The organism is Carboxydothermus hydrogenoformans Z-2901, assembly GCF_000012865.1.
Taxonomy (GTDB): domain Bacteria; phylum Bacillota; class Z-2901; order Carboxydothermales; family Carboxydothermaceae; genus Carboxydothermus; species Carboxydothermus hydrogenoformans.
The window spans coordinates 1,728,841-1,750,004 of sequence record NC_007503.1 but is presented as its reverse complement, the minus strand read 5'-3'; the positions used below and the strand labels follow the sequence as shown (position 1 = coordinate 1,750,004).

At 42.4% G+C, this 21,164-nt stretch carries 25 protein-coding genes and 1 riboswitch; of the genes, 24 read left to right on the top strand and 1 reads right to left on the bottom strand.

The window, feature by feature from the left end:
• Nucleotides 1-3 precede the first annotated feature (3 nt).
• From spoVAE to CHY_RS09010, 17 genes are all read left to right on the top strand, one after another.
• Nucleotides 4-360: a stage V sporulation protein AE gene (spoVAE, locus tag CHY_RS09090; protein WP_011344847.1), complete on the top strand. Its 357-nt coding sequence runs from the start codon at nt 4-6 to the stop codon at nt 358-360.
• 49 nt (nt 361-409) lie between these two features.
• Nucleotides 410-1,390, top strand: a complete 981-nt coding sequence (locus CHY_RS09085; RefSeq protein ID WP_011344846.1) for an acyl-CoA dehydratase activase-related protein — start codon at nt 410-412, stop codon at nt 1,388-1,390.
• A complete protein-coding gene (locus CHY_RS09080; RefSeq protein WP_011344845.1) occupies nt 1,362-2,477 on the top strand; it encodes a hypothetical protein in 1,116 nt (371 codons plus the stop codon). The genes CHY_RS09085 and CHY_RS09080 overlap by 29 nt, the downstream gene beginning before the upstream one ends.
• Nucleotides 2,449-3,435, top strand: a complete 987-nt coding sequence (locus tag CHY_RS09075) for an acyl-CoA dehydratase activase (protein ID WP_011344844.1) — start codon at nt 2,449-2,451, stop codon at nt 3,433-3,435. The genes CHY_RS09080 and CHY_RS09075 overlap by 29 nt, the downstream gene beginning before the upstream one ends.
• 79 nt (nt 3,436-3,514) lie before the next feature.
• Nucleotides 3,515-3,693: riboswitch (Lysine riboswitch) on the top strand.
• Between the two features lie 103 nt (nt 3,694-3,796).
• Nucleotides 3,797-5,134, top strand: a complete 1,338-nt coding sequence (lysA, locus tag CHY_RS09070) for a diaminopimelate decarboxylase (protein WP_041537737.1) — start codon at nt 3,797-3,799, stop codon at nt 5,132-5,134.
• 54 nt (nt 5,135-5,188) lie between these two features.
• Complete coding sequence (locus CHY_RS09065; protein WP_011344842.1) at nt 5,189-6,259, top strand: GerAB/ArcD/ProY family transporter; 1,071 nt, start codon at nt 5,189-5,191, stop codon at nt 6,257-6,259.
• Between the two features lie 49 nt (nt 6,260-6,308).
• The gene (locus CHY_RS09060; protein ID WP_011344841.1) at nt 6,309-8,903 is read left to right on the top strand and encodes a CBS domain-containing protein; all 2,595 of its coding nucleotides are present in this window, start codon (nt 6,309-6,311) and stop codon (nt 8,901-8,903) included.
• Between the two features lie 11 nt (nt 8,904-8,914).
• A complete protein-coding gene (locus CHY_RS09055) occupies nt 8,915-9,547 on the top strand; it encodes a site-2 protease family protein (protein WP_011344840.1) in 633 nt (210 codons plus the stop codon).
• 12 nt (nt 9,548-9,559) lie between these two features.
• Nucleotides 9,560-10,540 (top strand): tryptophan--tRNA ligase, encoded by a 981-nt coding sequence (gene trpS / locus CHY_RS09050; protein ID WP_011344839.1) that lies wholly within the window; start codon nt 9,560-9,562, stop codon nt 10,538-10,540.
• A gap of 5 nt (nt 10,541-10,545) precedes the next feature.
• Nucleotides 10,546-11,265 carry a segregation and condensation protein A gene (locus CHY_RS09045; protein WP_011344838.1) on the top strand — a complete coding sequence of 240 codons (720 nt, stop codon included), beginning with the start codon at nt 10,546-10,548 and terminating at the stop codon, nt 11,263-11,265.
• The gene (gene scpB / locus CHY_RS09040) at nt 11,216-11,794 is read left to right on the top strand and encodes an SMC-Scp complex subunit ScpB (RefSeq protein ID WP_011344837.1); all 579 of its coding nucleotides are present in this window, start codon (nt 11,216-11,218) and stop codon (nt 11,792-11,794) included. The genes CHY_RS09045 and scpB overlap by 50 nt, the downstream gene beginning before the upstream one ends.
• Nucleotides 11,795-11,817: 23 nt before the next feature.
• The gene (locus CHY_RS09035; RefSeq protein ID WP_011344836.1) at nt 11,818-12,426 is read left to right on the top strand and encodes a hypothetical protein; all 609 of its coding nucleotides are present in this window, start codon (nt 11,818-11,820) and stop codon (nt 12,424-12,426) included.
• A 16-nt stretch (nt 12,427-12,442) separates the two neighbouring features.
• On the top strand, nt 12,443-12,868 hold the full coding sequence (gene ytfJ, locus CHY_RS09030) for a GerW family sporulation protein (RefSeq protein ID WP_011344835.1): 426 nt from the start codon (nt 12,443-12,445) through the stop codon (nt 12,866-12,868).
• A 159-nt stretch (nt 12,869-13,027) separates the two neighbouring features.
• On the top strand, nt 13,028-13,606 hold the full coding sequence (locus tag CHY_RS09025) for a nucleoside recognition domain-containing protein (RefSeq protein ID WP_011344833.1): 579 nt from the start codon (nt 13,028-13,030) through the stop codon (nt 13,604-13,606).
• A gap of 1 nt (nt 13,607) precedes the next feature.
• The gene (locus CHY_RS09020) at nt 13,608-14,135 is read left to right on the top strand and encodes a spore maturation protein (RefSeq protein WP_011344832.1); all 528 of its coding nucleotides are present in this window, start codon (nt 13,608-13,610) and stop codon (nt 14,133-14,135) included.
• Nucleotides 14,136-14,159: 24 nt separating this feature from the next.
• Nucleotides 14,160-14,810 (top strand): phosphatase PAP2 family protein, encoded by a 651-nt coding sequence (locus tag CHY_RS09015; RefSeq protein WP_011344831.1) that lies wholly within the window; start codon nt 14,160-14,162, stop codon nt 14,808-14,810.
• A 4-nt stretch (nt 14,811-14,814) separates the two neighbouring features.
• A complete protein-coding gene (locus CHY_RS09010) occupies nt 14,815-15,540 on the top strand; it encodes a pseudouridine synthase (protein WP_011344830.1) in 726 nt (241 codons plus the stop codon).
• Here CHY_RS09010 and CHY_RS09005 read toward each other — a convergent pair.
• Complete coding sequence (locus CHY_RS09005) at nt 15,527-16,027, bottom strand: hypothetical protein (protein ID WP_011344829.1); 501 nt, start codon at nt 16,025-16,027, stop codon at nt 15,527-15,529. The genes CHY_RS09010 and CHY_RS09005 overlap by 14 nt on opposite strands.
• 119 nt (nt 16,028-16,146) lie before the next feature.
• Between CHY_RS09005 and CHY_RS09000 the strand changes: the two genes are divergently transcribed.
• The 7 genes from CHY_RS09000 (at nt 16,147) to hisC (ending at nt 21,157) form a co-directional block, all read left to right on the top strand.
• Nucleotides 16,147-16,578: a hypothetical protein gene (locus tag CHY_RS09000; protein ID WP_011344827.1), complete on the top strand. Its 432-nt coding sequence runs from the start codon at nt 16,147-16,149 to the stop codon at nt 16,576-16,578.
• 1 nt (nt 16,579) lies between these two features.
• The gene (locus CHY_RS08995) at nt 16,580-17,764 is read left to right on the top strand and encodes an NAD(P)/FAD-dependent oxidoreductase (RefSeq protein WP_011344826.1); all 1,185 of its coding nucleotides are present in this window, start codon (nt 16,580-16,582) and stop codon (nt 17,762-17,764) included.
• A 71-nt stretch (nt 17,765-17,835) separates the two neighbouring features.
• Complete coding sequence (locus tag CHY_RS08990) at nt 17,836-18,252, top strand: HutP family protein (RefSeq protein ID WP_011344825.1); 417 nt, start codon at nt 17,836-17,838, stop codon at nt 18,250-18,252.
• 15 nt (nt 18,253-18,267) lie between these two features.
• A complete protein-coding gene (aroH, locus tag CHY_RS08985) occupies nt 18,268-18,621 on the top strand; it encodes a chorismate mutase (protein ID WP_011344824.1) in 354 nt (117 codons plus the stop codon).
• Nucleotides 18,622-18,649: 28 nt separating this feature from the next.
• Nucleotides 18,650-19,225, top strand: coding sequence for an anthranilate synthase component II (locus CHY_RS08980; RefSeq protein ID WP_011344823.1), 576 nt, complete (start codon nt 18,650-18,652; stop codon nt 19,223-19,225).
• Nucleotides 19,225-20,028, top strand: a complete 804-nt coding sequence (aroF, locus tag CHY_RS08975) for a 3-deoxy-7-phosphoheptulonate synthase (protein WP_011344822.1) — start codon at nt 19,225-19,227, stop codon at nt 20,026-20,028. The genes CHY_RS08980 and aroF overlap by 1 nt, the downstream gene beginning before the upstream one ends.
• Nucleotides 20,029-20,068: 40 nt before the next feature.
• On the top strand, nt 20,069-21,157 hold the full coding sequence (hisC, locus tag CHY_RS08970) for a histidinol-phosphate transaminase (protein ID WP_011344821.1): 1,089 nt from the start codon (nt 20,069-20,071) through the stop codon (nt 21,155-21,157).
• Nucleotides 21,158-21,164: the final 7 nt, after the last annotated feature.

The following is a 21,164-nucleotide window of genomic DNA, read 5'->3' as shown; positions in this document are numbered from 1 at the left end:
AAGATGGATTTTCTATTAAGTTTTCTGGTTGGAGGAGTAATTTGCGTGATTGGCCAGTTAATGATGGATCTCACAAGCTTTCGGGTGACTCCTGCCCATGTTTTGGTTAGCTTTGTAACTGCCGGTGCACTTATTTCCGGTTTTGGAGTTTACGAAAAATTAGTAGAACTTGCCGGTACCGGGGCAACTTTACCATTAACTGGTTTTGGGCATTTACTGACGCAGGGAGCAATAGAAGGATTTAAACAAAAAGGGATATTAGGGCTTTTGGGGGGCGGAATAGCAAATACCGCCACGGGTATTTCGGTGGCGATTATTGCCGGTTATATAATTGCCCTTATCTTTAAACCCAAGGGGTAGGTATAAAAATTTTTTTCCCTGGAAATGCTCTTAAAGATGGGGTGGTTAGATGAAAATAGGTATTCCGCGAGGTTTATATTTTTACGATTATTATCCCTTTTGGGAAACTTTTTTCCAAGAGTTGGGAGTAGATGTTGTAACCTCAAAACCTACCGATAAGGAGACCCTTAACTTGGGGGTAGAAGCGGCGGTAGATGATGCCTGTTTGCCGGTTAAAGTTTTTTTCGGCCATGCGCGGTTTTTAAAAGACCGGGTAGATTATCTCTTTATACCCCGCTATGTTAGTGAATACCGGCGTACTTACATCTGCCCGAAATTTTTGGGATTGCCCGAAATGATTATCTTTCGCTTAAAAGCCCAAAATGTTCTTTCCCATGACTTAACGGCCTATCGAAAGGGAGAAGATTTTTACCGGGGGGTTTATGTTCTTGGGAAAAAAATTACGCCAAACGGTATGAAAATAATGCGAGCGATTTATGCAGCCTGGAAAAATCAAAAAGCTTATTTGCAAAAAAAGTACCTTGGATATCAACCGCTGGATTTAATTGATGGGAAGCAAAATTATGTGCCGGACTTAAAGAAACCGCTTTTTGCGGTGGTGGGTCATGCCTACAATATTAATGACCGTCATGCCAGTATGGATTTAATAAAAAAAATTCGCCGGTTTGGAGGAGAAGTTTTAACTCCTGATAACGTTCCCTTTGCGGAAGCGGTAAAAAAAGCTGGGATTCTACCCAAAAAACCCTTTTGGAGTTTTGCGATTAAAAACTTTGGTGGCAGTATTTATCTCGCTGAAAATTACCCGTTAAAAGGGATAATAAGTTTAAATTCTTTTGGCTGCGGACCTGATTCAATAATAACCGAACTTACGGGCCGGTATTTGAGAAGAAAATTTTCCTTACCTTTTTTAAACCTTACCATTGACGAACACACCGGTGAGGCGGGACTTGTAACCCGTCTTGAAGCTTTTTGGGATATGACGGTGGAAAGGAGTTTTGCCGGTGAAAGTTACCTACCCGCACATGGGTAATATGGCTATAGGGGTAAAAGCAATGTTAGAAGAACTGGGGGTAGAAGTGGTCCTACCTCCGCCCATTACCAAAAAAACCTTAACTCTGGGTACTAAGTACGGACCGGAATTTGCCTGCCTGCCTTTAAAGCTTAACCTCGGGAATTTTATTGAGGCGTATGAACTGGGTGCCGATACAATCCTCATGGCAGGAGGAACTGGCCCCTGCCGCTTTGGTTATTACGCATATGTGGAGCAGGAAATATTAAAGGATTTGGGGATTAATTATGACCTTTTAGTGTTAGAACCACCCGAAAGAAACATTATGGAGTTTATCGCTAAACTAAAAAAAATTACCGATAATAAACCAATTTTTCAGGTTATAAGGGCGGTTAAAAAAGGATTTTTAAAAATAAAAGCTGCCGATGAAATTGAAAAAAAAGTAGCCTTTTTTAGAGCCCGGGAAATTACCAAGGGGGCAACTGACCGGGTGTGGCAGGAGTTTTTGCAAAATTTAAATCGGGCTCGAGAGGAAAAGGAAATCGAAGAAGCGGTAAATCAAGCAGTCGTGGCTTTGGCAAGGATACCCATGGATTTGGCCCGCAAGGTGTTAAAGATAGGAGTGGTTGGGGAGATTTTTACCCTCTTAGAACCCTTTACCAACTTTAATATCGAACGATATCTTGGCAACCTGGGAGTGGAAGTGCAACGCACCATTTATTTAAGTGAATGGGTGAACGACCACCTTTTTCTGGGACTTTTTAAAAACTATAGCCGGCATAAAGAAATTGTGAAGGAAGCACCGCCCTTTCTTTGCCATTTTGTGGGGGGACACGGGCAGGAAACGGTAGGCGGAGTTAAATACTTAAAAAAACAGGGATTCGATGGGGTAATTCAGCTCTTACCTTTTACCTGTATGCCGGAAATTGTTGCTCAAGCAGTTCTGCCGGCGGTAAGCGAAGTCGAGGATATCCCGGTCTTATCTTTGGTGGTTGATGAACATACCGGTGAGGCCGGGCTTATCACCCGGTTGGAAGCTTTTTGTGACCTTTTAAGTTTTCGCCAGAAAGGAGGAAATCATGAAAAAAGGCGTATTTCTGGGAATTGATGTAGGTTCGGTAAGTACCAATTTAGTGGTGATTAATGAAGAAAAGGAAATTCTGGAAGCAATTTATTTGAGAACGAACGGCCGGCCTCTTGTTGCCTTAAAAGAAGGTTTAAGAAAAATTTACGACCGAATCAAAGAAGAAGAAATATTAGGGGTGGGGACAACCGGAAGCGGCCGGCAGTTGGCAGCGTTGGTGTTAGGAGCAGATACCGTGAAAAACGAAATAACTGCCCATGCGGTGGCTGCTAACTATTTGGTACCCGGAGTACGAACCATCTTAGAAATTGGTGGACAGGATTCCAAGCTTATTCTCTTAAAAGATGGTGTAGTAACCGATTTTGCGATGAATACCGTGTGTGCGGCCGGTACCGGTTCGTTTTTGGACCAGCAGGCGCAAAGGCTTAACATTCCTATTGAAAAATTTGGAGAAATAGCGTTAAAAGCCCAGAATCCGGTGCGGATAGCCGGGCGGTGTGCGGTATTTGCCGAGTCCGATATGATTCACAAGCAACAATTGGGCTTAAGTATTGAAGATATTCTCGCGGGCCTTTGCGATGCTCTGGTAAGAAACTATTTAAACAATTTAGCTAAGGGCAAAAAGCTTTACGATAAAATTGTTTTTCAGGGCGGTGTGGCGGCCAACATTGCCATGCGAGAAGCGTTTAGGCGGGCGCTTTGTACCGAAGTAATTGTGCCGCCCTATTTTGAGGTAATGGGAGCTTTAGGAGCAGCGTTAATTGCAGCTTTTGAGCGGGAAAAACAGCCTTATAAAACCAGGTTCAAGGGCTTTAACGTGAAAGATGCCGAATTAAAAACCGAGAATTTTGAATGCCAAAACTGTCCTAACTTTTGTGAAGTGGTTAAAATATATGAAGATTACGAGGTAGTGGGTTATTTAAATGACCGCTGCGGCCGTTACAGTCAGATGAATAACAAAAAATTAGCGGGGATAGGTTGACGAACTTAGAAGTTTAATGTTATAGTTATTAAAAGTAAAGGGCAATTAAAACTTAATACGCTAATACCTCATCTCTTTGAGGTGAGGTAGAGGTGCGGATGGTCAAGAGTAACCGGGCAAAAACCCCGCAGGTTAATGCTGCCCGGTGAAAGGGGCCTTCGCCGAAATCCCTTACGGTAGCGGACGTAAGGGGTTGGGCCTATGCCGAACAGGTATAGGACTGTCACCCGTTTTAGCGGGTGGAGCGCTACCTTGCTGGGAGCTGAGGTATTTCCTCGCTATTGCCGCATGCCAATTGCGGGTCTTTGGGGAAATACCAAGGGCCCGCAATATTTTATTATTTATAAGGGGGAGAGATGGCATGCGTTTTACCGGTACGATGAGGGTAAATGAAAAAGGTCATTTAGAAATAGGCGGTGTCGATACGGTAGATTTGGCCCGGGAGTTCGGTACTCCACTTTATATTTTAGATGAGGAAGAATTTCGAAAAAACTGCCGGGAATACTACCAAAACTTCACCCAAAAACACCCCGGGTCACTGGCGATTTATGCGGGAAAAACCCTTTTAACTACTGCAATTTGCCGTTTAGTTGAAGAAGAGGGTTTGGGGCTTGATGTGGTGTCCGGTGGCGAACTTTATACTGCTATAAAAGCAGACTTTCCTTTGCACAAGGTGTATTTCCATGGCAACAACAAAAGCCCTGAGGAAATCAGGCTTGGAGTTGAAGCCGGAGTAGGCCGCTTTGTGGTGGATAATCTTTACGAACTGTATCTTTTAAATGACATTGCAAAAAGCTATAAAGTACGGCAACCAATATTATTAAGGGTTAGTCCCGGGATTGAGGCCCATACCCATGAGTATATTAAAACCGGGCAAATTGACAGTAAATTTGGTTTTCCCATTGAAACCGGTCAGGCAATGGATGCGGCCCAAAGGGCCTTGGAACTGGACGGAATTGAATTAAAAGGTTTTCACTGTCATATAGGCTCGCAAATCTTTGAACTTGAGTCTTTTGCTCACACGGTAGAAGTCATGACCGCCTTTATGGCTGAAGTATTTAAAGCTACCGGTTTTATGACGGAAGAATTGGATTTAGGCGGCGGTCTTGGTATTTACTATGCTGAAGGTGATAACCCTCCTACGGTGGCGGCAATGGCGGAGACTATTTTTACAACTTTAGAAAGTCAGTGCCAAAAACTCGGACTTAAAGTACCAAAGGTGATAGTAGAGCCGGGACGTTCAATTGCCGGTCCCGCGGGAAGTACGTTATACACGATTGGGGCAATTAAAGATATCCCGGGAATTAGAACCTATGTTGCGGTGGACGGTGGGATGGGTGACAATCCCCGACCGGCATTATATCAGGCTAAGTACGAAGCAATAGTGGCAAATAAAGCTAACGACCAGCCGGTCAAGTTAGTTTCAATTGCCGGTAAGTGCTGTGAGTCAGGGGATATGTTGATTTGGGATATTGAATTGGCGGAAATTAAGCCGGGAGACCTTTTATTGGTTAGCAATACCGGAGCTTACAACTATTCCATGGCGATGAATTATAACCGTTTACCCCGACCGGCCATGGTTTTAGTTGGTGGGGGAAAGGCGGAGCTGATTGTTCGCCGAGAAACTTATGACGACCTGTTAAGCCACGATTTAATCCCCGCCCATTTAAAAACGCGCAAGGTAGTTACCATGTATTAGAATAAAAACCTCTTGATTCTTCCATACTATTGGTTAGAATCAGGAGGTTTTTTTATGAAAATTAGCTGGGGAGAAGGAGTAGCTTTAATAATAGGTGCAACGGTAGGATCGGGCATTATCTCGTTGCCGGCAGTAATGGCTGAGGCTGCCAAGAGTTCCGGCTGGTTGCTCATTTTTCCCGGGGGATTTATAAACTTTCTTTCACTTTTAACGATAGTTGTTGTCCAAAGTTATTGGCCAGACCAAACTTTTATCGAGTACGGGGAAAAGCTTTACGGTAAATTTTTAAGTCGTTTTTTTGCCCTTATTTTTGTTTATTATTTTCTCTGGTTGGCAAGCTTGGTTCTCAGGGTTTTTACCGATTTTGCGGCAGATACGCTTTTAGAAGAAACGCCGACTTACATAATGATAATGTTATTCCTTTTATTATTTTTTTATTTTTGTAACTCCGGTTACGAAACGGTGAAAAATATAAATGTGATCTTTATGTTTATAAAACTTGCCTTACTGTTTGTAGTAACGTTTTTTATCATTAATAAATGGGAGGTAGAATATTTAAAGCCGGTAATAAATCCCGAAATTAATCTTTTAAAAGGTATTTTTGGTAGTGTATTTTCCTTTTCAGGTTTTAGTATTTTTTTATATTTTGCCAAAGATTTCCGTGACTTGAAAGACGGGATAAAAGCCTCGGTCGTAGGTATGGGGCTTGTAACTTTAATTTATGCAGCTGTATGTTTAGTAGGTCTAATGATTTTTGGACCGGAATCGTTAGCACGGATGCGTTATCCCTCCTATGAGATAATCAAAATGTTAAATATCGGGTATGTTGTTTACCGCTTGGATAGCTTACTAATTGGTGGCTGGATGACGGCAATTTTCACGGTGGCGGGACTTAATATTTTTGCTGCGCTGTTAGTGTTACGTAAGGCCTTTGGGCAAAAAGATTACCGGCATTTAACGGCTCCAATCTTGCTTTTAGTATTTTTTTGGGCTATTGCTCCTCAAAATATTGCCGAAGTAAAGGATGACCTGGGAACCTTATCCTGGTTGGCATTTTTTCTTGAAGTAATTTTTCCCTACATCTTATTACTTTTAACCATTATCAAAAAGAGAAAGAGTACTTAGTTAACGTTTTATGGTATAATTATATAGATTAAGTGTAACGGAGGAAATTATGGATTTAATTACTACCCATCACAATATGGATTTTGACGGTTTAGCATCAATGGTTGCTGCGGGGATTTTATTTCCCCAGGCAAATCTTCTTTTGCCGGCCAAGGTTTTGCCAGCAGTGGAGGAGTTTCTTGCTCTTTATAAAGATAGCTTAAAGATTCAGAAAAAAATAACTACCCCCAGGGATGTAAAAAGGCTAATCCTGGTGGATAGTTCGGAACTTTCCCGCTTTTCTCATATCCGGCATTATCTAAACGAAAATCTGAAAATTATCCTTTATGACCATCATCCTTTAGCTCCCGATTTAAAGCCTTATCTTGCTGAAAAATTTGTAAAGCCCACGGGAGCGACTGTTACCCTGTTAATACAAAAATTAAAAGAATTAGGGATAGAGATTTCCTCGGTTGAAGCTACGGTTATGGCTTTGGGAATTTATCAGGATACGGGAGGGTTGTTGTATCCCTCTACTACCAAAGAGGATATTGAAGCGTTAGCCTATTTATTTAATTTCGGGGTCAACTTGGAAGTAGTGAACCGGTTTATAAAAAGACCGCTTTCCCGGGAACAGGAGTTTTTGTTAAAAGAACTTTTAAATAATGCTGTCACCGAAGAAAGCAAGGGCTTTTTTTACCTTGCCACCTGGGCCAGAGCCGATGATTATTTACCCGGGCTATCTTTTATGGCCAGCTATTTAATGGAAATGCACCGGCCGGATGTCCTTATCATGGCCGTGCAGATGGGTAAAACGGTGCATTTAGTTGGCCGTTCTACCAAGGAAGAGATTGATTTACGTTCAATTTTATACGGCCTTGGGGTCAAAGGACACCCGCAGGCGGTTTCTTTAACCCTTAAAGATAGGGATGTTCAAGAAGTTTTAGAAATAGCTTTAAAATTGCTTAATAATTTTAAGATTCCCGCAAAAACCGTTAGAGAAATTATGAGCTGGCCGGTGAAATTTGTGACTGTGGATAGTACCGTGGAAGAAGCGCGAAAAATTATGGTTCGCTATGGCCATTCGGGGTTACCGGTGCTGGAAGGGGATAAGTTAGTTGGGATTATTTCCCGAAGAGATGTCGATAAAATTATCCATCATAACTTAGGACATGCTCCGGTTAAAGCTTACATGAGTAAAAATCCTGTAACCATTGAACCTGAAGCGTCCCTGGAAGAAGCATTAAGACTTTTAATAAAGCATGATATTGGCCGGTTGCCGGTGGTAGAAGGAGGAAAGTTAATAGGGATTATTTCCCGGACGGATCTTTTAAAGCAGTATCACCGGCCTGAAGAATTAAGGCCCCATAAAACCCTTTACCGGGAAGGGAGTTTTGAGGTAAACTTAAAGAAGCTTTTGGATGAAAATATTTCCCCGGAAGGTCAGGAGCTAATCAACGTCGTCGGCAAATGGGCAAGTCAACTTGGCATGCGGGTATTTTTAGTCGGGGGAATTGTGCGGGATTTACTTTTAGGCCATAAACAAAAGGATTTAGATATTGTGGTGGAAGGGGACGCTCTTGTTTTAGCCCAAGAAGTTGGCAAAACCCTTTCGGCAATAAAGTTTATTCCCCATGAGCGTTTTAAGACTGCCTCGATTATCCTGAAAAACGGGCAAAAGATAGATTTTTCAACTTCCCGGGTGGAATTTTACCAGCATCCTGCCGCACTGCCGGAGGTGGAAGTTTCCACTATTAGGGAAGATTTATACCGGCGGGACTTTACCATAAACTCTATGGCTATAGAAATCACCTACGGCCATATCGGTGAACTTTTTGATCCCTTTGGAGGGCTTTTGGACTTAAGAGAAGGGATTATAAGGGTTTTACACAACTTAAGCTTTGTCGAAGATCCTACGCGAATTTTAAGGGCGCTTCGTTTTTTAGGTAGATTTAATTTTAAACTTGAAGAAAACACCGAAAAGCTTTTGGTTGATGCTATTGCAGGTGGATTTTTAAACTTGGTTTCTTCCGCAAGAATCCTGTACGAATTAAAACTTATTTTTGCCGAAAAAGATATTTTAAAAATCCTTAAATTTTTAAAGCATTACGGTGTTTTTCAGGAAGTTTTTCCAAAAGCTTTTTATGAAGAAGATTATTTAAAACGTTATTTCAATTATACTGTGGAATATTTCCGGTTACTAAAAGAAATGAAGATTCCCTGGCTGCACGGGGTAATGGGGGTTTATGCAAAAAATTTAGAGGGAATTGAGGAGTTTATAAAAAAGTATCCTTTAACGGGGGAAGAAGAAGAAGTTTTAAGACAGGGAGCTTTAGGAATTAAGGAAGCGTTAAAACTTTTATCTCTCTCCCGGGAAGTAAAAGGGGTGGAAATATTCGAAACTTTAACGAAACTTCCTCCGGAAGGTTACTGGGCTTTATATCTGTTACTGGATAGATTCCGGGCCAGAGAGCGGTTTAAAACGTATTTCGAAGAACTGAGATTTATCAAGCCCGAAATTACCGGCGAAGATTTAAAAGCCTTGGGTTTAAAGCCCGGTCCCCTGTATCGAGAAATTTTACATAAAATAAAAATGTTAAAAATTGATGGGGTTTTAAAAAATAAAGATGAGGAAATTTTGTATGTTAAACAAAATTATTTTTGAGGAGAGTTACCATGGATAGTTTTTTTGGGTTCTTAAGGATTCCGTCATTATACGACCTGGGAGTGATGCTTCCGGGGATAATCGTCGGCTTAACCATCCATGAATTCAGTCATGCTCTGGTAGCTACAAGCCTCGGGGATGATACGCCCCGGAGGGAAGGAAGGTTAACCTTATCACCCCTTTCCCATATCGACCCGGTAGGGGTTTTGCTGCTTTTAATTGCCGGATTTGGCTGGGCTAAACCGGTTCCCGTTAATCCTTACAACTTCCGGGGTGACCCGCGTAACGGTATGGCTTTGGTGGCTTTAGCCGGACCTTTATCCAATTTTGTGCTGGCTTTTATTATCGTTCTTTTCCTGGCTTTCGGGGGGATAAATCTTCCCTATGCTTGGGAAATTGGCATTACTGCGGTAGCGATCAACGTATCTTTGGGGGTATTTAACCTTTTACCGGTTTTTCCGTTGGACGGGGAAAAGATATTTAATCGTTTTTTTTCTTACGAAATCCGGAAGTTTATGGTTAGCTATGGTCAGGCAATACTCCTTTTATTACTTTTTACCGGCGCCATTTCCTTTGTTTTACAACCAATTACGCGGTTTATTTTAAATTTTTATTTTGCACTTTTTAAGTTTTTGGTAGGATAGGAGGATTTGAATATGGAAAAAATCGTATTAAGCGGGATGAGACCAACGGGGAGGCTCCACTTAGGCCATTTGCTGGTGCTCGAAAACTGGGTTAAACTGCAAGAGGAAGCTAAATGCTTTTATATGATTGCCGACTGGCATGCTTTAACTACCGAATATGAAAATACCGATGAAGTTTTACAAAACATTGAATATTTAGCTTTGGATTTTCTTGCTGCCGGAATTGACCCGGAAAAATCAGCATTGTTTGTGCAATCGGAAGTAAAGGAGCATGCGGAGCTGGCTCTTTTGTTTGGTATGTTTACTCCCCTTTCGTGGTTAGAACGGGTTCCCACCTATAAGGACCAAAAGGAAAAGCTTGGAGAAATGGGGAAAGATTTAAATACTTACGGTTTTTTAGGTTACCCTTTACTGCAGGCAGCGGATATTTTAATTTACCGGGCAAATTTAGTGCCGGTAGGGGAAGACCAGCTTCCCCATTTAGAGCTTACCCGGGAGGTCGCCCGGAGGTTTAACTATCTTTACGGTAGTGTATTTCCCGAGCCGCAGGCGGTGCTTCATGCCGTTCCGCTGCTACCGGGGATTGATGGACGGAAGATGAGTAAAAGTTATAAAAATGAGATTGCTTTATCCAGCACGCCGGAGGAAGTCTCTGAGCAGGTGAGAAATATGATTACCGACCCGGCAAGGGTTCGGAAAACCGATCCCGGCCACCCCGAGGTTTGTGTGGTGCATACTTACTATCAAGTTTTTTATCCGGAAAAAGTAACCGAAATAGAAGAACAGTGCCGAACGGCAGGAATAGGCTGTGTGGCCTGCAAGAAACAGTTGGCTTTAAAAATTAACGAAATTTTAGAACCCCTTAGAGAAAGAAGGGAAGAATTTTTAAAAGGCAAAAAGTATCTTGAAATATTGGCCGAAGGGCAGGCAAAGGCGAGCCGGGCAGCTAAGGAAACAATGAGGGAAGTTCGGGAAAAAATGAAGCTGAGGTAAGTTATATGTATAAGATTGTCCTGCCGGTTTTTGAAGGACCGTTAGATTTACTGCTCCATTTAGTGGAAAAAAATAAAATTGACATTTATGATATTCCCATTGCGGAAATTACGCGGCAGTACCTTTGGTACTTAGAGCAGTACCAGAAACACAATTTGGAAATAAAAAGCGAATTTTTAGTGATGGCCAGCCACCTTTTATATTTAAAAGTAAAAATGTTGTTTGGGAAAAAAGAGGAAGAAGAAGACCCGCGAACCGAACTGGTCGAACGCCTGGTAGTCTACCAGAAGTTCCGGGAAATAGCCCAGTATTTAAAAGAAATTAGGGGAAACTTTCCCAGCGTTTATCGCCGCAAAGTTAACGTTGAAGAGTTATTAAAGATGTATTCGGTGCGTGAGCTGAAAGAAATTCCTCTAAAAAAACTTACCGAAAGCTTAAACCAGACCTTGCTGCGCCTTGAAACTTCGCCAAAACCAATTACCTTACCGGAAAAGGAATATACCATAGAAGAAAAAATGGGAGAAATTTTGCGGTACTTACTCAGACAGGAAAAAGCTCTGCCTTTCTCCCAGCTTTTTGCCCGGGTGGAAAGTAAAAGAGAAGCGATTATCCTCTTTTTAGCCCTATTGGAGCTTTTGCGCCAGGAAGTGGTGGAGGCTTGGCAGGTGAAAACGGATGGAGAAATCTGGATACGGTATGTCGGTTCTGTTTCCAATAAATCTTGAAGGGGCTTTAGAAGCGCTTCTTTTTGTGAGTCCGGAACCCTTATCCCTGAAAAAAATTGCCCAGACGTTGGAATTATCCGTAGAGGAAGCAAAAGAAATAGTTTTGCGGTTGCAGGAAAAACTCGAGCAGGACCAGCGGGGTATAATGCTGCATTTTTCCGGGGAGGAGGTTTGGCTTACCACCCGCCCGGATTTTTCCGTTTATATAGAAAGGCTTTTTAAGCCCCCGGCCCAGCATTTAACCCAGGCGACTTTGGAAACCTTGGCCATTATTGCTTACAAGCAACCGGTTACCAAAACGGAAATTGAACTTATCCGGGGAGTAAAAGCCGATAGCTCTATCGCCACTCTTTTAGAAAAAGGGCTTATTGAAGAGGCGGGACGGAAAGACGCTCCCGGCCGTCCTATTATTTACAGGACCACTGCCAAGTTTTTGGAGTTTTTTGGCTTGAAAAGTCTCGATGAACTGCCACCGTTAAATTTGGAGAATGAAGCGGTAAATGATGGAAATAATAATTTTGAGGAGTAATTTGGTAAAAGAGGTGGCAGTTATTGGAGCTTGGTCTTTATTTTGAATCTACCGAAGATGTAGAAATTAACCTTGTTTTTCGTCTTTTTTTTGGGCTTTTGAATTTTGAAGTTGCCCTGCCTTTACCGGAATTTACCGAGCATTTTGGTGGAGAAATTCCGGTAGTGGGGCATTTTATTTTTTCTAACCAGAAGGCGGTTAAAAAAACGACAAAAGTGAAAATATTCCGGGGAAAGGTAATTAGATTTCTAAAAACCTACTGGGATTACCTTAAACTTTTTAACAAAACTTACCTTTATTTTCAAAAAGGGGTAATAATTAAAAAACTATCTGTAGAATTAAGCCCTGGTCTGAAAGATCCCTTTTACTTTGGTATAGTTTCGGGGGTTTTGTATTCGTTATTTGGAACGCTTTATGCCCTTTGTGCCCGGCGTTTTAAAAAAGTAGAGCGATTTTTTTTAAATATAGACCCCCGCCTGGGAATCAGGTTTTCTTTAAAATTATCTCTTTTAATAGAAATACCCTGGTATCATTTACTGCTAACCGCCACCTTCTTATTTTTCCTCCTCCTAAAACAAAAAATAAAAGGTATATTCAGGCAACCTTTGGTACAAATTAAAGGGGAAAAGTAAATTGGAGGTGGAGGAAATGGAAACTCAGCATCATCCCATTGAAAGTTTAATGAAAACGGCTATGGAAAGTATAAAAGAAATGGTAGATGTGGATACGGTGGTGGGAAGCGCCGTAGAAACTCCCGATGGCAGCGTGATTATTCCCGTATCCAGAGTAACCCTGGGCTTTGCTGCTGGAGGAAGTGAGTTTTCTACCGGCGAAGGAAAGGAAAAATCTTTACCCTTTGGGGGTGGCAGCGGCGCCGGCGTTTCGGTGCAACCGGTGGGTTTTTTGGTAGTGGGGAAGGGACAAATTCGCCTGTTACCGGTAGATACCAATGCTTTGGTGGATAAGCTTATCGACCTGACCCCAGAGCTTTTAGCAAAAATCCAGAACTTTGTTGGCAACAACCGCAAAAAACCCGATTTCCCCCTCGAAGCCTTCGAAACTCCAACCGCCTAATTCAGGAACGGTTCTTATATTTACGTCCATACGCCAAAAAGAGGGACGGTTCCGATATTTGCGTCTAAACGCCTAAAAAAAGAACCGTCCCTTTTTTGGTGTTCTAAAGGGGGAGGAGGGTGAATAGGATAGTAGTACAAGCCTGGGGAGGAGAGAAAGATGCTGAATTATCTGTGGGGGGGAATGGTGCTTCTTGGGTGTTTGGCGGCTTTTTGGCAGGGAAAGCCGGAGCTAATAGTTAAAGCGGCTTTAGAGGGGGCCAAGCTTGCGGTAGATACAGCTTTTGGACTTGTAAGCATTATTACCTTTTGGCTGGGGATAATGCGCATCATGGAAGAAAGCGGCATAGTAGAAAATCTCTCAAAGATCCTGGCTCCATTAATTCGCCTGCTTTTTCCGGAGATTCCACCGGGGCACCCGGCGGAAGGTGCAATTCTTTTAAATTTGAGTGCCAATATTTTGGGTTTAGGTAATGCTGCCACCCCTTTTGGTTTAAAAGCGATGGAAGAGCTTTCCCGCTTAAATCCGCAAAAAGATACCGCAAGTCGAGCAATGTGCACTTTTTTAGCTTTAAATACTTCCGCCATAACATTATTGCCCACCACGATCATTGGACTTCGGCAGAAATTTGGGGCGGCAAGTCCTGCTGACATCGTAATTCCCACTTTTTTAGCAACCTTAATAGGATTTACTTTGGCGTTAATTGCCGATTACTTTTTTAAAAAATCAAGGTGGTAAAATGATTATAAAATTAGGCAATTGGCTTTTACCGTTAATCTTGTTTTTTGTGATATTTTACGGTATGTTAAAAAAAGTAGAGGTTTATGAAACTTTCTTGGAAGGAGCCAAAGATGGGTTTAACACCGCCATCCGGACTATCCCTTATCTTGTAGGGATGGTAGTGGCTATAAATATTTTTTTTGAATCCGGGGCTTTAAAAGTATTGGCGTTAGGGCTAAATCCGCTTTTAAATAAACTTGGCATTCCGGCGGAAGTCCTGCCTCATGCCCTTTTAAGGCCCCTTTCCGGTGGGGCTGCCTTGGGAGTTGCCGCCAAATTAATGGAGGCATACGGTCCCGACAGTTTGATTGGGCGGATGGTATCTACAATGCAAGGGAGCAGCGATACTACTTTTTACGTCTTGGCCCTTTATTTTGGTTCTGTTGGGATTAAAAAATTTCGTTATGCTCCTTATGTTGGATTAATTGCCGATTTTACAACTTTTCTTGCCTCGGTCTTTGTGGTAAAAATCTTTTTTGGCACTTAATATTAATTTTTTCGGGGATAAGGTATGAAGAAACAGACAAAAGGTTTAATTGTTTATTTAATTGTAGGCGCATTAACGGGTGGCGTTTTATTTTGGGCTTTTGGGGAACTTACCGAAGTAATTTTTACTTCCCGGAAAAATTTTGTCTGGGACGAAATTATTCTAAAAAAGGTTCAGGCAATTTACTTTCCCGGAATTTTACCATTGATGAAAGGCATCACTTTCTTAGGTTCCATTGGTTTTTATATGATGCTGGTGCCGGTTATTTCTTACTTTTTTTACCTGAAAAGACGTTATGATAGCCTTACGGCCTTTTTAGGAAGCTTCATTGGGGCCTCGGTCTTAAATTATGTCTTAAAGCTTCATTATTTAAGATTAAGACCAACGCTGTACTTTAAAATATCGGAAAGTGGCTACAGTTTTCCCAGTGGACATGCTATGATCAGCATGGCAGTTTACGGAATGCTTTTTTACCTTTTGGCAAAAAATAACTTTCCCCTTCCCAAAATTTTGCTTCTTATTCTGGGAATCGGTTTTCCTCTTTTAATTGGGTTTAGCCGAATTTACCTGGGGGTTCACTGGCCCACAGATGTTTTAGGAGGATTTATTGCCGGTTTATTTTGGCTTATTGTAACAATAATAATAACGGAAGTTTTATTTTGGAAAAAAAGGTGATAATATGGAAAGGTTACAAAAATATTTAGCCCGGGCTGGAGTTGCAGCCCGGCGGGATGCCGAGCAGCTCATTTTAGCAGGCCGGGTAAAGGTAAACGGCAAAGTGGTAAAAGAGCTGGGATTTAAAGTAAGTGATAGGGACGTGGTGGAGGTTGACGGGCGAATTGTTAAGCCGGAAAAACTCGTGTATATTTTAATGTATAAACCAGCGGGTTATATCACAACCGTGGACGACCCCTTTGGCCGCCCCACGGTTTTATCGTTACTGGCGGGTAAGGTAAAGGAACGGGTCTTTCCGGTGGGAAGGCTTGATATGAATACCGAAGGGCTTCTCATTTTGACGAATGACGGTGATTTGGCGATGGCTCTTACCCATCCTAAACACCAGGTTCCCAAAACTTACTTGGCTTTAGTCCGGGGTACTCCCAACCGGGCGAAACTAAAAGAGTTAGAACGGGGCGTACTCCTGGAAGATGGCTATACCGCTCCTGCCAAAGTAAATTTTAAAAAACCTGAAGGGAAAAACAGCTGGATTGAAATTACTATTCACGAGGGGCGCAAGCGCCAGGTACGGAGGATGTTTAAAAAAATTGGCCACCCGGTTTTAAAATTAATCCGTACGCGCATCGCCTTTTTAACCGGATATGGCCTGAAAAAAGGTAGTTTTCGCTATTTAACTCCCGCGGAAGTTTTAAAACTAAAGCGTCTGGTCAATTCTAACCGTGGGTGATTGAGGCCCTTTCGGTGTGAGGATTCCATTTTTCTACATGTCTTCCGCCAAAGTCGGCTAAGATATTGGCCGCTTCGTTTACTTTTTCTTTTTCGGTTTCGATTATAACTACCACTTCGTTATTTTTTAAGGCTTTTTTTATTTTTCTTACCTTGCTTTCGGTAAATCCTAAAGGCAAAAGAGCTTTAAATAGCCCCTTTTTAGCAATATCATCGGAAAGTGGGCCGGCCAAGGCAACTTTGCCGACACCGGGAACTTCAGCTAACGGCATTTCGACTAACTGACCATGAAAATCATGAAGCATACCCACTTCTCCGGTACCGGTGAGCTCGATGGCATATTCTTCATTAAATTTTTGTGCAGTATACGGGTTTACCGGGCAGATCAAAGAAATATGGGAGTTTGCGAGGCGAGCATTGGTAATAAAATCAATGGCCCGTTCGGTTTGTTCCAGGGATTTAAAATAAGCAATAATAACTTCTTTCACGGTATCCCTCCTTAAACGACTTTTTTATAGCTTTTGTCAAATTACCAGAGGATAATGTAAAAATCCCGGCAGGATTTTTCAGGAAAAAAGCGAATACCAAATGGCAAGGAGGGAAAAGGATGAAGAACGAAATTCTTGCCAGGGTAAGATTTGATTATAAAGCAAGCGGCAAAACAAAATTTCTGTTTGGTGGGAAAAGCTCCGATAAAATGGCGGAAGAACTTCGGGAAAGTCAGGTGGCTAAACTAAGAAATCTTCCTTTTCAAGGGATTACCGTCGAAGATATTGACATAAGCATTGACATTTATACCGTATTCGATGAACTCACCAATGCCGAGGTTTCCTATGCGCCGGTTTTGGTAACTTTAAAAGCCGATAGCCTGGAAGATTTAATTCGCTTTGTGGCTACCGAGGAGTTTAAAAAAATTGAAATTTTTGAACCGCAGGAACTGGTTTTAAGCAAAGGTGAGGCCGAGAAAATGATTTTCCGTTTGGTTGAAGAGATAAATCGTTTAAGAGAATTTATTGAAAAGAAGTATTTGGGGAAGTAAGATGAAAAGGACAATAGTAATTGGAGGGGGAGCCGCCGGGATGATGGCGGCTTTATCTGCCTCAGGACAGGTTTTATTAATCGAAAAGACCGATTCACTCGGTAAAAAACTCTGCCTTACGGGAAACGGTCGGGGAAACATTACCAATATAACACCAATAAATAACTTTTACGAGTACTACCACAATGGAAAATTTCTCAAAAAGGCTTTATTTACTTTTACCAATGAAGATTTAATGGCTTTTTTTATTAAAAATGGACTTAAATTAAAGGTGGAAGAGAAAAAGGTTTATCCTGCTTCCGATAAAGCAAAGGATGTTGTAAAGTTACTGGAAAAATTATTAAGGAAAAAAGGCGTGGAGATTTTATATAAGCAAAAGGTCAAAGATATCCTGGTTAACGATGGGCAGGTTTTAGGTGTTAGAACGAAAGACGGGATATATTATGCTGCTAAAGTCATAGTTGCTACCGGCGGGGCTTCTTTTCCCCAAACCGGAAGCTCCGGAGATGGCTTTGAGCTTTTAAGTAAATTGGGACATAACATTATTTCCCCAAGACCTGCCCTGGTTCCGTTAAAGCTTGCGGAAAAAGTCGCAGAGTTAAGCGGGATAACGGTAATGGATGTGAATTTAGCATTGTTTTCTTCGGGGAAAAAACTTAAAGCCAGAAGAGGCCCCTTGCTTTTTACCCACTTTGGCCTCTCGGGCCCTACGGTGTTAAATTTAAGCTGTTATCTACCGTTAAATTTTTCCGAAGCCAAGATAAAAATTGATTTTTTCCCGGAATATTCTGTGGATGAGTTAAAAGAAAAAATTATTTCCAATGGAAATAAAACCCTTAAAAATGCTCTTCCCGGCAAACTTCCCGAAAAGCTTCGGGAGTGGCTGCTTAATTATTACGGGCAAAATCCGAAAGCGGTGGTTCACTCCCTTTCTCCTAAGGTTGTTACGAAAGTTTCCCAAGCTTTAAAAGGAACCTTTTTTAACCTTACCGGGACAATGCCGTTAGAGATGGCCTACGTTACCGCCGGAGGAGTAGATGTTAAGGAAATAAATCCTTCCACCATGGAGTCCAGGCTTATCAAAGGAGTTTATCTCGCCGGGGAGGTTATCGATTGCCACGGAGAAACCGGGGGCTTTAATCTTCAGATGGCTTTTTCTACCGGATATTTAGCAGGAAAAAGTTAAAAATGAATTGGTTTAAACGGTTTTTACGTGTATAATTGTTTTTGAAAGTTAGGTAAGGAGGAACTGAGAGTATGCCAAATGTCGGCAGTAAAAAGGCTGCCAAAGCAGCCTTAATGATGGCTTTAACCGAGACGCGGGAAGAAGAAAAAGAATTAAAAATAAAGCTTGCCGAAGAAAATATCCGGGCAGCCGCGGTTGATTACGGTGGGGATTTTATCTCCGCTGTTAATAAAATTGTTGAGCGGGCGGTGGTTGCTGCTAAACGGGAAGGGGTTATCAAAGAAACCCACGCCGATGAAGGGGCGGTTGCCGGTGCTACCCGGGAAGCTATATCGCAGTTAATGACCAAGGCTTTAGGATTAAATGTTGGCGGTAAAATAGGTATTGCGCGTTTTCAGGACCACGTTGCGGTGGCGGTATTTTTTGGTGTTGGTTTGCTGCACTTAGATGAAGTGGGGGTTGGCCTTGGTCACCGGGCAGTTCCCTGATAAGGGGGTGTGTTTTTGTTAAAAGGCATCCGGGGTGCGATAACGATTGAAAGAGACCAGCCCGAAGAAGTAGCAAAAGCTACCCGGGAGCTGCTGGAGACTATTTTTAAGGAAAACAACCTAACAGTAAATAATGTAGTGGCGGTATTATTTACCCAAACAAAGGATATCGTTTCCGCTTATCCGGCTAAAACTGCTCGGGAATTGGGTTTAAAAGGGATTCCCTTAATGTCAGCGCAAGAGCCAGATGTGATAGGCGGGATGCCGAGGGTTATAAGGGTTTTGCTTTTTGTTGATTTAGGGGCTGATGAGAATGTTAAGCATGTATATTTAAAAGGAGCAGCAAAATTACGTGAGGACTTAGCTTAAATTGAGGCTAAAGAAGGGGTTTTACAGGTTGCTGTTACTGATTGACAACTACGATTCCTTTACCTATAATCTTGTTCAATACTTTCAAATGCTTGGAGAAGCGGTAACGGTATACCGCAACGATAAGATTACCGTTGAAGAGATCAGGGCCTTAAATCCCGACTATATTGTTATTTCTCCCGGTCCCTGTACTCCCAATGAGGCCGGGATTAGCCTGGAGGTTATTAAAAATCTTTACCGGTATCCTATTTTGGGGGTTTGCCTTGGGCATCAGGCGATAGGGCAGGTATTTGGGGGAAAAGTGGTAAGGGCTGCCCGGCCAATGCACGGAAAAACATCCCCCATTTACCATGATGGTAAAACGATTTTTAAAGGGATTCCTTCTCCCTTTTTAGCTACCAGGTATCATTCGCTTATCGTTGAGTTGCCGGAGGAAACGGAGCTGATTGTTTCGGCCAAAACTGCTGAAGGTGAAATTATGGGTTTAAGGCATAAAGATTATCCCGTTGAAGGGGTACAGTTTCATCCAGAGGCAATCCTAACCGAGTATGGTCTTCTTCTATTAAAAAACTTTTTAGAGGTTTACCGCAAGGGAGTGGAATAATGGAGCTTAAAGTTAGCCGCAAATCCAAACCGGAAAAAACAATTGTTAAAGTTTCAAATATCGAAATTGGCAGCGGCAAGCCGGTAATTATTGCCGGCCCCTGTGCGGTAGAAGGTGAAGAGGAGTATCTTAAAGAAGCGTTATTTTTAAAAGAAGCGGGAGTGCAGATTTTAAGAGGCGGTGCTTTTAAGCCCCGGACTTCTCCCTACACTTTTGCCGGACTGGGGGAAGAGGGGCTGAAAATTTTAGCCAGAGCCAGGGAAATAACCGGTATGCCCGTGGTTACCGAAGTTTTAGACCCGCGGGATGTGGAAATAGTAGCGCAATATGCCGATATTTTGCAGATTGGCAGCCGCAATATGCAGAATTTTACCCTGCTTAAAGAAGTTGGTCTTATTAATAAACCCGTATTATTAAAACGGGGTTTAGCAGCAACTTTAAAGGAATGGTTATTGGCGGCAGAATACATTGTTGCGGCGGGCAACGAACAGGTAATTTTATGCGAGCGGGGAATTAGAACTTTTGAGGATTACACCCGAAACACTTTTGACCTGGCGGGCATGGTGGCTGCTCTTGATTTAACCCACCTTCCGGTTATTGCTGACCCATCCCATGCTACCGGACGCAGGGAGCTGGTAGGTAGGGTGGCTCTGGGAGCACTTGCCGCCGGAGCTGACGGAATAATGGTTGAGGTCCATCCCGAACCGGTAAAAGCTCTATCCGATGGCCAGCAATCCCTGGACTATAACGAGTTTCAAAATTTAATGACGATGGTTAAAAGGTTTATCAGCCAAAGCGCTTAGCTTTTGGCTTTTTTTAAAATATAAAAGGGGGAGCGGTAGGATGGTTCGTAAAGCTTTGGAAAACTTAAAACCTTACGTGCCGGGAAAGCCGGTAGAAGAGGTTGAACGGGAGCTCGGGATAACCAATATCGATAAACTTGCTTCCAATGAAAACCTCTGGGGCATTTCTCCCAAAGTTGCCGCAGCCATTAAAGAAGCGGTGGATAAGGTAAATTATTATCCCGACGGCGGGGCTTTTCGTTTGAAAGAAAAGATTGCGGCAAAATACGGAGTTACGCCGGATAACATTATCCTGGGGAATGGGTCCGACGAGTTAGTAATGTTTTTAGCGATGGCCTTAATTGACCCGGGGGATGAAGCGATAATGCCGGTGCCGAGCTTTCCCCGGTATGAACCGGTGGTTACAATGATGAACGGAATTGCCCGGGAAATTCCCTTAAAAGAACACCGGCTGGATTTAAAAACAATGGCAGAGGCGGTAAATGAAAAAACCAGGCTTGTTTATCTCTGCAATCCCAATAACCCTACCGGTACTTATATAACGAAAGGTGAGCTGGAGGAATTTTTGGAAAGAGTACCGGAGGAAGTAGTTGTGGTTTTAGATGAAGCCTACTTTGAGTTTGCCCGGCTTTTTAACGATTATCCCGATGGCTTAAATTTTTTTAAGAAACGGCCCAATACGGTGGTGTTAAGAACCTTTTCCAAAGCTTATGGCCTGGCCGGTCTCAGGGTCGGTTACGGTTTTGCTCCTGAGAATTTAGCCAAGGCAATTAATAGCTTGCGTCCGCCTTTTAACGTAAACTTTTTAGCGCAGATGGCTGCTGTAGCTGCTTTAGATGACGAGGAGTATGTAAGGGAAGTAGTCAAAAATACTGATGAGGGGAAAAAGTTTCTCTATCAGGAGATAATTCGGATGGGGCTTTCCTACATTCCTTCGGCTGCCAATTTTTTAATGATTAAAACCGAAAAGCCTTCAGCATTAGTATTTCGGGAATTATTAAAACGGGGTGTAATTGTCCGTTCCGGGGACATTTTTGGGATGGACGATTGGATTAGAGTAACGGTGGGTACACCTGTCCAAAACGCGCGCTTTATCAATGAGTTAAAAATGGTGCTGGAAATTTTGTAAAGGGGTT

What these genes read in the sequence shown, in the direction of transcription:
- spoVAE (WP_011344847.1), top strand. Translation starts at nt 4, where the DNA reads ATGGATTTTCTATTAAGTTTTCTGGTTGGAGGAGTAATTTGCGTGATT.
- CHY_RS09085 (WP_011344846.1), top strand. Translation starts at nt 410, where the DNA reads ATGAAAATAGGTATTCCGCGAGGTTTATATTTTTACGATTATTATCCC.
- CHY_RS09075 (WP_011344844.1), top strand. Translation starts at nt 2,449, where the DNA reads ATGAAAAAAGGCGTATTTCTGGGAATTGATGTAGGTTCGGTAAGTACC.
- lysA (WP_041537737.1), top strand. Translation starts at nt 3,797, where the DNA reads ATGCGTTTTACCGGTACGATGAGGGTAAATGAAAAAGGTCATTTAGAA.
- CHY_RS09065 (WP_011344842.1), top strand. Translation starts at nt 5,189, where the DNA reads ATGAAAATTAGCTGGGGAGAAGGAGTAGCTTTAATAATAGGTGCAACG.
- CHY_RS09060 (WP_011344841.1), top strand. Translation starts at nt 6,309, where the DNA reads ATGGATTTAATTACTACCCATCACAATATGGATTTTGACGGTTTAGCA.
- CHY_RS09055 (WP_011344840.1), top strand. Translation starts at nt 8,915, where the DNA reads ATGGATAGTTTTTTTGGGTTCTTAAGGATTCCGTCATTATACGACCTG.
- trpS (WP_011344839.1), top strand. Translation starts at nt 9,560, where the DNA reads ATGGAAAAAATCGTATTAAGCGGGATGAGACCAACGGGGAGGCTCCAC.
- CHY_RS09045 (WP_011344838.1), top strand. Translation starts at nt 10,546, where the DNA reads ATGTATAAGATTGTCCTGCCGGTTTTTGAAGGACCGTTAGATTTACTG.
- scpB (WP_011344837.1), top strand. Translation starts at nt 11,216, where the DNA reads ATGGAGAAATCTGGATACGGTATGTCGGTTCTGTTTCCAATAAATCTT.
- ytfJ (WP_011344835.1), top strand. Translation starts at nt 12,443, where the DNA reads ATGGAAACTCAGCATCATCCCATTGAAAGTTTAATGAAAACGGCTATG.
- CHY_RS09025 (WP_011344833.1), top strand. Translation starts at nt 13,028, where the DNA reads ATGCTGAATTATCTGTGGGGGGGAATGGTGCTTCTTGGGTGTTTGGCG.
- CHY_RS09020 (WP_011344832.1), top strand. Translation starts at nt 13,608, where the DNA reads ATGATTATAAAATTAGGCAATTGGCTTTTACCGTTAATCTTGTTTTTT.
- CHY_RS09015 (WP_011344831.1), top strand. Translation starts at nt 14,160, where the DNA reads ATGAAGAAACAGACAAAAGGTTTAATTGTTTATTTAATTGTAGGCGCA.
- CHY_RS09010 (WP_011344830.1), top strand. Translation starts at nt 14,815, where the DNA reads ATGGAAAGGTTACAAAAATATTTAGCCCGGGCTGGAGTTGCAGCCCGG.
- CHY_RS09000 (WP_011344827.1), top strand. Translation starts at nt 16,147, where the DNA reads ATGAAGAACGAAATTCTTGCCAGGGTAAGATTTGATTATAAAGCAAGC.
- CHY_RS08995 (WP_011344826.1), top strand. Translation starts at nt 16,580, where the DNA reads ATGAAAAGGACAATAGTAATTGGAGGGGGAGCCGCCGGGATGATGGCG.
- CHY_RS08990 (WP_011344825.1), top strand. Translation starts at nt 17,836, where the DNA reads ATGCCAAATGTCGGCAGTAAAAAGGCTGCCAAAGCAGCCTTAATGATG.
- aroF (WP_011344822.1), top strand. Translation starts at nt 19,225, where the DNA reads ATGGAGCTTAAAGTTAGCCGCAAATCCAAACCGGAAAAAACAATTGTT.
- hisC (WP_011344821.1), top strand. Translation starts at nt 20,069, where the DNA reads ATGGTTCGTAAAGCTTTGGAAAACTTAAAACCTTACGTGCCGGGAAAG.